Source organism: Frigoribacterium sp. CFBP9029 (assembly GCF_034045305.1).
In the GTDB taxonomy this organism is placed as follows: Bacteria; Actinomycetota; Actinomycetes; order Actinomycetales; family Microbacteriaceae; genus Frigoribacterium.
On the sequence record NZ_JAXCWB010000002.1, the window covers coordinates 126428 to 138951 of the forward strand.

The 12524-nt window shown below is 69.0% G+C and carries 10 protein-coding genes; 7 read left to right on the forward strand and 3 right to left on the reverse strand.

All coding sequences use genetic code 11. The features are described from left to right. The first annotated feature begins 74 nt into the window (after positions 1-74). Complete coding sequence (locus SOM11_RS03130) at positions 75-2363, forward strand: RelA/SpoT family protein (protein WP_371740722.1); 2289 nt, start codon at positions 75-77, stop codon at positions 2361-2363. Between the two features lie 4 nt (positions 2364-2367). Here the strand turns inward: SOM11_RS03130 and SOM11_RS03135 are convergent, their stop codons facing one another. From SOM11_RS03135 to SOM11_RS03145, 3 genes are all read right to left on the reverse strand, one after another. Then, entirely contained in the window at positions 2368-2922 is a 555-nt protein-coding gene (locus SOM11_RS03135) for a type IV toxin-antitoxin system AbiEi family antitoxin (RefSeq protein ID WP_320477170.1), read from the reverse strand. Positions 2923-3015: 93 nt separating this feature from the next. Continuing rightward, positions 3016-4248: a DUF349 domain-containing protein gene (locus tag SOM11_RS03140; RefSeq protein WP_243213366.1), complete on the reverse strand. Its 1233-nt coding sequence runs from the start codon at positions 4246-4248 to the stop codon at positions 3016-3018. A gap of 90 nt (positions 4249-4338) precedes the next feature. After that, the gene (locus SOM11_RS03145) at positions 4339-5127 is read right to left on the reverse strand and encodes a peptidylprolyl isomerase (RefSeq protein ID WP_320477171.1); all 789 of its coding nucleotides are present in this window, start codon (positions 5125-5127) and stop codon (positions 4339-4341) included. Positions 5128-5218: 91 nt separating this feature from the next. Between SOM11_RS03145 and SOM11_RS03150 the strand changes: the two genes are divergently transcribed. The 6 genes from SOM11_RS03150 to mltG all read left to right on the forward strand — a co-directional run bounded on the left by SOM11_RS03150 (position 5219) and on the right by mltG (position 12506). Beyond that, positions 5219-6622, forward strand: a complete 1404-nt coding sequence (locus SOM11_RS03150) for a replication-associated recombination protein A (RefSeq protein WP_192060304.1) — start codon at positions 5219-5221, stop codon at positions 6620-6622. A gap of 236 nt (positions 6623-6858) precedes the next feature. Further along, positions 6859-7488 carry a 30S ribosomal protein S4 gene (gene rpsD / locus SOM11_RS03155; RefSeq protein ID WP_192060305.1) on the forward strand — a complete coding sequence of 210 codons (630 nt, stop codon included), beginning with the start codon at positions 6859-6861 and terminating at the stop codon, positions 7486-7488. Positions 7489-7629: 141 nt separating this feature from the next. Then, positions 7630-7818, forward strand: coding sequence for a hypothetical protein (locus SOM11_RS03160; RefSeq protein ID WP_192060306.1), 189 nt, complete (start codon positions 7630-7632; stop codon positions 7816-7818). A 65-nt stretch (positions 7819-7883) separates the two neighbouring features. Beyond that, positions 7884-10553 (forward strand): alanine--tRNA ligase, encoded by a 2670-nt coding sequence (gene alaS / locus SOM11_RS03165; protein ID WP_320477172.1) that lies wholly within the window; start codon positions 7884-7886, stop codon positions 10551-10553. A gap of 9 nt (positions 10554-10562) precedes the next feature. Further along, complete coding sequence (gene ruvX / locus SOM11_RS03170; protein WP_192060308.1) at positions 10563-11072, forward strand: Holliday junction resolvase RuvX; 510 nt, start codon at positions 10563-10565, stop codon at positions 11070-11072. Positions 11073-11075: 3 nt separating this feature from the next. Further along, the gene (gene mltG, locus SOM11_RS03175) at positions 11076-12506 is read left to right on the forward strand and encodes an endolytic transglycosylase MltG (protein WP_192060309.1); all 1431 of its coding nucleotides are present in this window, start codon (positions 11076-11078) and stop codon (positions 12504-12506) included. Positions 12507-12524: the final 18 nt, after the last annotated feature.

The window sequence follows — 12524 nt, forward strand, 5'->3', positions numbered from 1 at the left end:
TTGCCCTGTCGGACCCCTTGCACATCGCGGGCCGTCCGCATCGGCGTCCGTGACCACGAGAGCGAGGGTCGTCCGTGACCGAGATCACCACCAGTCAGAGTGCGCCCTCGTCCGAGCCCGCCGGAGGCACGGCGTCGCTCCGTACCCTCCTCCCGCGTCTCTTCTCGCGCAGTCAGCCCGCGGGCGCCGTCGACCGCCTCGTCAAGACGGTGCGGATGCACCACCCCAAGGCCGACCTGGTCATCATCGAGCGGGCCTACTCGGTGGCAGAGAAGGCCCACCGCGGCCAGCTGCGCAAGAGCGGCGAGCCGTACATCACCCACCCCGTCGCGGTGGCGCAGATCCTCGCCGATCTCGGCATCGGCTCGAAGACCATCGCGGCAGCCCTGCTCCACGACACCGTCGAAGACACCGATTACACGCTGGCGATGCTCCAGAACGACTTCGGTGACGAGATCACGATGCTCGTCGACGGCGTCACGAAGCTCGACAAGCTGAAGTACGGCGACAGCGCGCAGGCCGAGACGGTCCGCAAGATGGTCGTGGCGATGTCGAAGGACATCCGCGTGCTGGTGATCAAGCTCGCCGACCGTCTGCACAACGCCCGTACCTGGGGCTTCGTCGAGAGCGCCTCCGCGACGCGCAAGGCCACCGAGACGCTCGAGATCTACGCGCCGCTGGCCCATCGCCTCGGGATCCAGACCATCAAGTGGGAGCTGGAAGACCTCTCGTTCGCCGTGCTCCACCCCAAGCTCTATGTCGAGATCGACAACCTCGTGAAGCAGCGCACACCCCAGCGTGAGCAGTTCGTCCAGAACGTCATCAACGCCGTCAAATCCGATCTGAAGTCGACGAAGATCCGCGGCGACGTGGTCGGGCGTCCGAAGCAGTACTACTCGATCTACCAGAAGATGATCGTGAGAGGCCGCGAGTTCGACGAGATCTACGACCTCGTCGGCATCCGAGTGCTGGTCAACTCGCTGCGTGACTGCTACGCCGTGCTGGGGTCCATCCACGCCAGATGGAACCCGATCCCCGGTCGTTTCAAGGACTACATCGCGACACCAAAGTTCAATCTCTACCAGTCGCTGCACACCACCGTCATCGGCCCCAAGGGGCGTCCGGTCGAGATCCAGATCCGCACGCACGAGATGCATCAGCGCGCCGAGTTCGGCGTCGCCGCCCACTGGAAGTACAAGCAGCGGATGAACGGCGGGCGCGACGAGTCCGCCACCGGCACCCGGACCGACACCGACATGGCCTGGCTCGCGCACATCTCCGACTGGCAGGCCGAGACGGCCGACCCGGGGGAGTTCCTCGACAGCCTCCGCTTCGAGATCGGTGCGAAGGAGGTCTACGTCTTCACGCCCCAGGGCAAGGTCATCGGTCTGCCGTCCGGCGCGACGCCGGTCGACTTCGCCTACGCCGTGCACACCGAGGTCGGTCACCGCACGATGGGAGCGAAGGTCAACGGACGGCTCGTCCCCCTCGAGAGCGCGCTGTCCAGCGGTGACGTCGTCGAGGTGTTCACCTCGAAGAACCCCGACTCGGGGCCGAGCCAGGACTGGCTCATGTTCGTCAAGAGCCCCCGCGCCCGCAACAAGATCCGGCAGTGGTTCACCAAAGAACGCCGCGACGAGGCGATCGAGCAGGGCAAGGACGCCATCGCCCGGGCCATGCGCAAGCAGAACCTGCCGCTGCAGAAGCTGATGAACCAGGACAGCATCGCCGAGGTCGCCGCTCTGCTCCGCTACGACGACGTGTCGAGTCTCTACGCGGCCGTCGGCGAGGGTCACCTGTCGACCCAGTCCGTCATCGAGAAGATCCTGTCGGCCGTCCAGCAGCAGACCGAGGTCGAGGAGGGCGAGTTCGAGTTCCCGAGCAAGGGCGCCACGCGTCCCCTCCGCAACAGCGACTCGGGGGTGCTCGTCCGGGGCGCTCCTGACATCCTCGTCAAGCTCGCCAAATGCTGCACGCCGGTGCCGGGAGACCAGATCGTCGGTTTCGTGACACGTGGGCAGGGCGTCAGCGTGCATCAGGCGACGTGCCACAACGTCCAGAGTCTGATGAACGAACCCGAGCGGATGATCGAGGTCGAGTGGGCGCCGTCGTCGAAGAGCGTGTTCCTCGTCCAGATCCAGATCGAGGCCCTCGATCGGAGCGGCCTCCTCAGCGACGTCACCCGGGTGCTCAGCGAGCACCACGTGAACATCCTGTCGGCGAGCGTCTCGACATCCGACGAGCGCCTCGCCCTCAGCCGCTTCGTCTTCGAGATGGGTGACACGACCCACCTCGACCGGGTGCTGAACGCCGTGCGCCGCATCGACGCCGTCTACGACGTGTATCGGGTCAGCGCCGGCTGACCGATCAGGCCCCGAGCGGGTCGAGGAGGGACCGCAGCCGGGCCTCGGCGCGCTGCCGGTGGGGGAGTCGTGCGCGTCGATCGATGAGACGCGCGACCTGCACCCACGTGACCCCGTACAGCCGGCAGAGGTCGCCGACGCGTCTCTCGTCGGACGGCGTCCAGACGGAGGCTCGGGCGAGGTCGAGTGCCGTGCGCGCCGGTGCGGTGACGCGCAATCCCGCGACCTCGGCGATCTCGTCTCGATCGATGGTCATCTCACGGATCGAGACGCGTCCGCTCGTGTCGCGGTGCCGAGCATCCGGGGGCACGATGCCGTCATGCCTCCACGGTGGGGACACCGCAGCCATCCAGATCCATGCGGCGGTCTCCCCAGCGGCGATCACCTGCCGTCCGAACAGCCCGACGACCGAGGAGGCGCGGATCCAGGGAGCGTCGACGGTCGCGATCTCGGCCCAGCCGTCCCCGACGGCGTACAACTCGCCGTCCAGGGCGGCAGCGCGCAGTTCGACCTCGGGCAGCTGAGCCGTCGTCAGGAGGCGGGGAAGGGGTGGTGGCATGCTGCCAGCCTGCCCGACCATCGCCCGCACGACGAACCGCCCGGCCCCTCCTTGTGGAGAGAAAGCCGGGCGGTGCGGGCGGTGGTGGAGAGGTCAGGAGCCGAGGGCGTCGAGCCAGACCTTGCGCGCGTCGAGAGCCTCGCGCGCGTCTTTCACCTTGCGCGAGTCCCCGCTGGCCTCGGCCGTGGCGAGCTCCTCCTCGAGCTTCGAGATCGCGTCCTGGAGCTGGCTCGCCAGACCCTCGGACCGCGCCTTGCGCTCGGGGTTGTTCTTCTGCCAGAACTCCTCGTCGAGGGTGCGGACATGCGATTCGACCTTGCGGAGTCGGTCTTCGACGACACGGACCTGCTCGCGCGGAACCCGGCCGATCTCGTCCCAGCGGAGCTGGATCGAGGTGAGCGCCTCGCGGGCGGCGACCCGCTCGGTGACCGTGAGGATCTTCTCGGCCTCGTCGAGGAGCGCGAGCTTCGCCGCGAGATTGCCCTCGTACTCGACGTTGTCTTGAGCGACGACCTCGCCCTTCGCGGCGTACAGGACGTCGCCGGCCCGCTTGAAGCGAGCCCAGAGCGCATCGTCGTACTTCTTGCCCGCGCGACCGGCGCGCTTCCAGTCGTCGAGCAGGTGACGGTACTCGGGGATGCCGTCGGCGCCCTTGCCGGCCAGCGCGTCGGCGGCCTCGACGAGAGCCTGCTTGCGCTGTCGCGCCTCACGGTGCGTCGCGTCCAGCTCGGCGTAGAACGACTTGCGGTTCTGGTCGATGGTCGACCGGGCCGTGCGGAAGCGCTTCCAGAGGTCGTTGCCCTCGCCCTTGGGGATCCGCGGGCCGTCCTGCTGGTGCTTCTGCCATCTCGCGAAGATCTCGTCGATCGTCGCCGTGACCTGCTTCCACTGCACCCGGGCGGGGTCCTGTGCGGCGAGCGTCTCGGCCTCGACGACCAGGGCGGTGCGAACGGCGACCGCCTCGGCCAGAGCCTCCTGGGCCTCCGCGCTCTGCTTCTGAGTGAGCTCGCCGACCGTACTGTCGAGAGCCGTCACGCGAGTGCGGAGCGCCTCGAGGTCGCCCACGGCGCTCGGCTCGACGAGGAGCGCCTTCAGCTGCTTGACGGTCTTGCCGACGTCGGACGCCGAGGCGCCACGGGCCACCCGCTGCTCGAGCAGGGTGACCTGCCCGTTCAACTCGGTGTACTTGCGTTCGTAGTAGGCGAGCGCCTCGGCGGCGGTCGCATCGGGGTACTGGCCGACGGCGCGTTCGCCTTCTGCCTCCCGGACGTAGACGGTGCCGTCGTCGTCGACGCGGCCCCAGGGTGCCTGATCGTCAGTAGCCACTGTTGTCCCTTGCTGGATGTGCTCGTCACGGAGCCCAGGACGGGTCTCGATGATGGGACTCCAGCCTATTGCACCGTCGACGACCGTGGTCTATTCGATGGTCGCCGACGTGATCGTGGTCGCGACGACGGGGGAGCCGTCCGTCGACTCCTGACCCTCGGCGACCGGTCGGACGCCCTCGGCGGCGATCGAGGAGACGAGGTCGTCGAGACCGTCCGTGACGGAACCGACCACCGTGTATCCGCCCGTCGAGGCGTCCAATGTCGTCTCGCCGTAGGTGATGAAGAACTGGGTCGACTGCGAGTTCGGGTCCTCGCCCCGGGCCATGGCGATGGTGCCCGCCGGGTAGACGCCGTCGGCGGGGACGTTCTCGAGCGGTCCGAAGGTGAAACCGGCGTCACCCGTCCCGTCGCCGTTCGCCGAGCCGCACTGGAGGAACTCCGCCGACGGGGCGTCGCTCAGGCGGTGACACGCGGTGCCGTCGTAGAAGCCCTGCTGGATGAGGTCGACCAGCACCGACGTCGCCTGCGGGGCCCGTGCGCCGTCGAGGCTGATCGCCAGCGGGACGTCGTCGTTCAGCACGAGATCGCCGGTCCAGACGCGATCCTCCGCGATGTCCGAGCTGGGCACGTCCCCGGTCGAGGTGGCGGTCGGCGTCGGAGTCGCCGTGGCGGCGGGCGGATCGTCGACGGCACCGGGCCCCGAGGTCGTGTAGAGCAACTGCGAGACGACTGCGGCGGAGACGACGACGAGGGCGATGAGGGATGCGCGGATGTCGTCCCGACGGCGACGGGCGACCTGCCCGGCGTGGATGCTCTTCCGAGCCGTGTAGCGCCGGAGCCTCTCGCGGTTCTCGCGGTCGTCCTTGTTCGCTGCCACGTGTCCTCCATGCCGTGTCGATGGTCGCCCCGCACTGTATCGGAGCCGTGCCGGGCGTCGCTGTCGGCGGCCCGGTCTAGCATGAGTGCCCATGAGCCCGCTCCCGCAGAGCTCGACCCCACTCGCGGTCCGCATGCGTCCCACCAGCCTCGACGAGGTCGCCGGTCAACGGCATCTGCTCCGGCCGGGCTCGCCCCTCGTGACGCTGGCCTCCGACGCGACCGGAGAGCAGGGCGCCGTCTCGGTCATCCTGTGGGGGCCGCCCGGCACGGGCAAGACGACTCTCGCCCAGGCCATCGCGCACACCTCCGGTCGGCAGTTCATCGAACTCTCCGCGGTGACGGCCGGCGTGAAGGACGTCCGCCAGGTGATGGAGAAGGCCCTCACCAATCGCGACCTGTACGGCACGACGACCGTGCTGTTCCTCGACGAGATCCATCGGTTCACCAAGGCCCAGCAGGACGCCCTCCTCCCCGGCGTCGAGAACGGCTGGGTGATCCTCATCGCCGCGACCACGGAGAACCCCTCGTTCTCGGTCATCACACCGCTGCTGTCGCGATCGCTGCTCCTCACCCTCGAGCAGCTGAGCGACGACGACCTCGGCGATCTCGTGCGACGCGCCGTGCACGACCCTCGCGGTCTGGCGGACACCGTCATCCTCGACGACGAGGCCCTCGCGACGATCGTCCGACTCGCATCGGGTGACGCACGACGAGCGCTGACGGCCCTCGAGGCGTCCGCCCAGTCGGCGGCCGCCTCGAGTCTCGAGGCTCCCGGCGCGACCGAGGCCGCCGGTGCGGACCCGGGGGCCGACTTCGATCCCGACGCCGACTACGACGACGACCCCGACGACACCCGACCGGTGATCACGGCGGACACCGTCGCCCAGTCCGTCGACCGTGCGCTGCTGCGCTACGACCGCAACGGCGACGAGCACTACGACGTGATCAGCGCCTTCATCAAGTCGATCCGCGGCTCCGACGTGGACGCCGCCCTGCATTACCTGGCGCGCATGATCGAGGCCGGCGAGGATCCGCGCTTCATCTGCCGACGCATCATCGTCTCCGCGGGTGAGGACATCGGGATGGCCGACCCGAACGCCCTCACCGTGGCGGTGTCGGCGGCGACGGCGGTCCAGATGATCGGCATGCCCGAGGGCCGCATCCCGATGGCCGAGGCCGTCGTCTACCTGGCCACCGCGCCCAAGTCGAACCGGTCGTACAGCGCCCTGGACGCCGCCATAGCCGACGTCCGGGCCGGCCGGGCGGGGCGTGTGCCCAAGCACCTCCGAGACGCCCACTACCCGGGGGCCAGACGACTCGGGCACGGTAAGGGGTACCGGTACTCGCACGACTCCGAACTCGGCGTCGTCAAGCAGCAGTACCTGCCCGACGAGCTGGTCGGCACCGTCTACTACGATCCGACCGGTCACGGCAACGAGAACGCCGTCACGACACGCCTAGAGAAACTGCGCCGCATCATTCGCGGAGAATGACCCGCCCGTGTTAAGCTGATCGCTGCCTGGTATCGGTCTGTCACGCACGGCTGCAGTGACGACATTCGATCAAGGGTCCTGGTCTTTAGCCGATCGGTTCCCGTGGCACCATCCCTCGTGTTTCGTCGAGTACTCGACCCGACCCGGTGTCCTCTCACGAGGTCCTGGTCGGAACGGCGCTTCCTGCGCCCGAGCATCCTCGGCCGTCAGCTTTCACACGATCAGAGAGAAGAACCGTGTCGACCAAGTCACGTACCCGTAGCAAGACCCGTCTGTCGCGTGCCCTCGGCATCGCGCTGACCCCGAAGGCCGCCCGCTACCTCGAGAAGCGTCCTTACGCTCCCGGTGAGCACGGCCGCACCAAGCGCAAGACCGACAGCGACTACGCCGTCCGTCTGCGTGAGAAGCAGCGTCTGCGTGCCCAGTACGGCATCCGCGAGGCGCAGCTGAAGATCGTCTTCAACGAGGCCCGCAAGTCCGCCGGTCTGACCGGTGAGAACCTGGTCGAGCTGCTCGAGACGCGTCTCGACGCGCTCATCGTGCGTTCGGGCTTCGCCCGCACCACGGCTCAGGCTCGCCAGATGGTCGTGCACCGTCACATCCTCGTCGACGGCAAGCTCGTCGACCGTCCCTCGTTCCGCGTCAAGCCGGGTCAGATGATCCACGTCGCGCCGAAGAGCGAGAAGATGGAGCCCTTCCAGGTCGCAGCCGCCGGCGGTCACGTCGACGTCCTGCCCAAGGTCCCGGGTTACCTCGAGGTCGAGATCGACAAGCTGCAGGCCCGCCTCGTGCGTCGCCCGAAGCGCGTCGAGGTCCCCGTGACCTGCGAGGTCCAGCTGGTCGTCGAGTACTACGCCGCCCGCTGACACCCGTCACGACAGCACCCTGAGGGAGCGCGCCACGAACCGTGGCGCGCTCCCTTCGTCGTCGGCGGTCTCCTCCTGCGCGACGGGTAAGCTCGTGTGTCGTCCCGTGCGTCGTCCGCACGACCGTCGTGAGGAGTCCCCGTGAAGAGCCTGTTCCTGCTGACCATCGGCGTCGTCGCCGGCTTCACTCTGGCGCATCTATACAACAAGACGCCTCGCGGCAGCCGACTGTTCGGCGAGCTCGACGGCAGCCTCACGAATTTCCGCGCAGCACTCGTCGACGGCTACCGCGCCCGCGACGCCGAGCTGCGCTCCGACGGCGAGAGCTGATCCACCCACTCGACCCGCGCCTCCTCGACGCCCCCGTCACACCGATCACCCCACACCGGAGAACCATGCAGACCGCCGAGATCCGCCGCCGTTGGCTCGACTACTTCGGAGACCGGGGCCACACCGTCGTCCCCTCCGCCTCCCTCGTCAGCGACGACCCGAGCCTGCTGTTCACCGTGGCGGGCATGGTCCCCTTCATCCCGTATCTCACGGGTCTCGTGCCGACGCCGTACCCCCGGGCCACGAGCGTCCAGAAGTGCATCCGCACCAACGACATCGAAGAGGTCGGCAAGACGCCGCGTCACGGCACGTTCTTCCAGATGAACGGCAACTTCTCGTTCGGCGACTACTTCAAGGAGGACGCCATCGGCTACGCCTGGGAGCTCCTCACCTCGAGCGAGGCCGACGGCGGACTGGCCTTCGACCCGGCCGACCTGTGGGTCACCGTGTACGAGGAGGACGACGAGGCCATCGCCCTCTGGAAGAAGATCGCCGGTCTGCCCGACGAGAAGATCCAGCGCCTCGGCAAAGACACGAACTACTGGCACACGGGTCAGCCCGGGCCGGCGGGCCCCTGCTCGGAGATCTTCTTCGACCGCGGCCCGGCCTACGGCGCCGACGGCGGTCCCGCCACCGACGACGACCGTTACGTCGAGATCTGGAACCTCGTGTTCATGCAGTACCAGATCGAGAACGTCCGCTCGAAGGTCGACTTCGACATCGTGCGCGAACTGCCGAACAAGAACATCGACACCGGGATGGGTCTCGAACGGGTCGCGTTCCTCAAGCAGGGCGTCGACAACATGTACGAGATCGACCAGGTCCGCCCGGTGCTCGACAAGGCCGCCGAGCTGTCGGGCCGTCGCTACGGCGCCGTGCACGAGGACGACGTCCGCATGAGGGTCATCGCCGACCACGTCCGCAGCTCCTTGATGCTGATGTCCGACGGAGTCCGACCGTCGAACGAGGGGCGGGGCTACATCCTCCGCCGCCTTCTTCGTCGCACCGTCCGCTCGATGCGGCTCCTGGGCGTCGAGGGCGCGACCTTCCCCCAGCTGTTCCCCGAATCCCGTGACGCGATGAAGTCGGCGTACCCCGAGGTGGAAAGCGACTTCGGCCGCATCTCGCGCCTCGCCTACGCCGAAGAGGAGACCTTCCTCCGCACCCTCGCCGCCGGTACGGCGATCCTCGACGACGCGGTCGTCGACACCCGCGCGGCCAGCTCCGAGAAGACCCCGCGCCTCGCCGGCGACACGGCGTTCCTGCTGCACGACACGTTCGGGTTCCCGATCGACCTGACCCTCGAGATCGCCGAGGAGAACGGCCTGACGGTCGACCGTGCGGCCTTCGATTCGCTCATGTCCGAGCAGCGGGCACGGGCCAAGGCGGATGCGAAGTCCCGCAAGGTGGCTCTGGCCGACCTCAGCGTCTACAGCGCCTTCCGGGCCGGCGGCGAGACCGTCTTCACGGGCTACGACATGCTCGACACGCCGACGCGCGTGCTGGGGCTCATCGTCGACGGGGCCTCCGTCGACCGGGCCGTCGCAGGCGACATCGCCGAGGTCATCCTCGCCGAGACCTCCCTCTACGCCGAGTCCGGTGGACAGGAGGCCGACGCCGGGACGATCGTGGGTGCGGGCTTCGACCTCGAGGTGCTCGACGTGCAGAAGCCGGTCAAGGGTCTGATCAGCCACCGCGTGCAGGTCCGCTCGGGCGAGGTCGGCGTCGGCGATGCGGCCACCAGCGTCGTCGACCCGGTCTACCGGCGAGGAGCCACCCAGGCCCACTCCGCCACGCACCTCATCCACGCGGCGCTCCGCGAGGTCCTCGGGCCGGAGGCGCACCAGGCCGGTTCGTACAACAAGGCCGGTTACATGCGCCTCGACTTCAACTGGAACCAGGCCCTGAGCCCGGCGACGCGCAGCGAGATCGAGGAGGTGGCGAACGGCGCCATCCGCGACGACCTGCAGGTCGTCACCCGCGAGCTCCCGCTCGACGAGGCGCGATCGCTCGGAGCGATGGCGCTGTTCGGCGAGAAGTACGGCGAGACGGTCCGCATGGTCGACATCGGTGGGCCCTGGTCGCGCGAGCTCTGCGCCGGTACCCACGTCGCCACCAGCGCCCAGGTGGGTCTGATCAACCTCGTCAGCGAGACCTCCGTCGGCTCCACGAACCGCCGGGTCGAGTCGCTGGTCGGTCTCGACGCGTTCCGTGAATTCGCCGCGGAGCGGGCCATCGTGTCCCAGCTCACCTCCTCGCTCCGGGCGCCGCGGGAGCAGCTCGCCGACCGCGTCGGCGACCTGGTCTCCAGTCTCAAGTCGGCCGAGAAGCGCATCGCCGAGTTCGAGCGCGCTCAGCTGGCGACGAAGATCCCGGCCCTGGCGGAGTCCGCGACCGACGTCGGCGACTTCACGGTCGTGGCCGACTCCGTCGGCTCGCTCCGGTCGACCGACGAACTGCGCTCTCTCGTGACGTCGGTCCGAGAGCGTCTCGGGTCGCAGTCGAGCTCCGTCGTGGCCCTCGCCGCCGATGTGGCCGGCAAGCCCGCGGTCATCGTCGCCACCAGCGAGCCGGCTCGCCGATCGGGAGCCAAGGCGGGCGTGCTCGCCAAGGGCGCCGCGACCGTCCTCGGCGGAGGCGGCGGCGGCAAGGACGACCTCGCCCAGGGGGGCGGCTCCGACGTGTCGGCGATCCCTCGGGCGCTGTCGGGCATCGTCGACGCGCTCCGCGGCTGAGCGGCCGACGTGCGTCACGGAGTCCGACTGGGCGTCGATGTGGGCAAGGCCCGCATCGGCGTCGCACGGACCGATCCGCACGGGATGATCGCGACGCCCGTCGAGACGGTGCCCCGCGCCTCCTCGGGCACGGCGGACGTCGAGGCGATCATGAAGCACGCGGCGGAGCTCGACGCGGTGGAGATCGTGGTCGGACTGCCGTTGTCGCTCGCCGGGCGCGACACCGCGTCGACCGCCGATGCTCGGCTCTTCGCCGGAGCCCTCGCCGCAGCGTCCGATCTGCCGGTCCGTCTCGTCGACGAGCGTCTCTCGACCGTCAGTGCACAGAGCGCACTTCGTTCCTCCGGGCGCAAGGGGCGCACACAACGATCCGTGATCGATCAAGTCGCCGCTGTTATCATCGTCCAGCATGCGCTCGATCTCGAGCGATCGAGCGGGAGACCGCCCGGTCAGCTCGTCGACGCCCCCGGCTCCGATGAGGGCGCCGGGACCGAACCCGACACCGACGAAGGACGTTGACTCGTGGCCGACGACCCCCGATGGGACGACATCTTCACGTCGCAGCCCACTCCCGCCGATCCCCCCCGACGAGACGGGGCCGAGCGGCCGACCGACGGCTCCCCATCCGGTGACGACCACGATCGGCCGGCGACGCCCAGCTCACCGCCCGCTCCGGGCTCGCGGCGGGCGCAGCGCGAGCAGGAGCGCCAGGCCTCGGCCGCCGAGGCCTCACCCGCGGGCGATGCCGGCGGGTCCGCGGCAGCCGACGAGTCGATCGAGTCGGCGCAGGCGTCCGAGCCACGTCGTCCCGCCGAACAGTCGCGTCGCGAGCGGACGCCCCGCGAGCGCACGCCCCGGGATCGTCGCGGCTCCGAGCCGCGAGAGCGCGGTCGGCATCGCGGCACGATCATCCTCGTCTCGATCCTCGTCATCGTCCTCGCCGGCGGCACGGCGGGTGTGTTCGCGGCTTGGAACGCCATCTCTCCGATCGTCGCGCGCATCACCGGCGACGACGCGCCCGCCGACTACACGGGCGCCGGCAACGGCGAGGAGGTCGACTTCGCGATCGTGGACGGCCAGGTCGGCTCGGACATCGCCGCCTCCCTCGCCGACAGCGGGGTCACGAAGAGCTACGAGGCCGCCTACTCGATCCTGCTGGCCGATACGACGGTGACCTTCCAGCCCGGCACCTACTCGCTGCAGAAGGAGATGAGCGCGCAGGCCGCCATCGACGCCCTCCAGGACGACGCCAACCGGATCGTCAACCGCCTGGTGATCCCCGAGGGCACCGCGGCGGTGGACATCTACAGCCTGCTGTCCGAGGCGACCGAGATCCCGCTCGACCAGGTGACGGCAGCGGCCGGCGACGTGGCGTCGTTCGGTCTGCCCGCCGGTGTGACCTCGCTCGAGGGTTATCTGTTCCCCGCGACCTACGATCTGGATCCCGCGCTCGACGCTCACGGCTACCTGCAGCTGATGGTCGACACCCAGGTGGCGCGATTGACGGCTCTGGGCGTTCAGCCCGCCGATTACCAGCGTGTCATCACACTCGCCTCCATCGTGCAGCGGGAGGCGGGGCTCGCCGCCGACTACCCCAAGGTCTCGCGGGTGTTCCTCAACCGCCTCGACGACGGCATGCTGCTGCAGTCCGACGCGACGGTCGCCTACGGCACCGGCAACACGCATCTCGTCACCACCACCGACGAAGAGCGCGGCGACGCCTCGAACCTCTACAACACCTACGTGCACGAGGGGCTGCCGGTCGGCCCGATCTCGAACCCGGGCGATCTGGCCCTCGACGCGGCGGTCAAGCCCGCCGACGGCCCTTGGCGCTACTTCGTCACGGTCAACCTCGACTCGGGCGAGACGACGTTCTCGACCACGTTCGCCGAGCACGAGGTCGCCGTCGCGCAGTGGCAGGCGTGGATGCGCGAGCACCCCGAGTACCAGTAGCGGCACGACGTGTCTCGG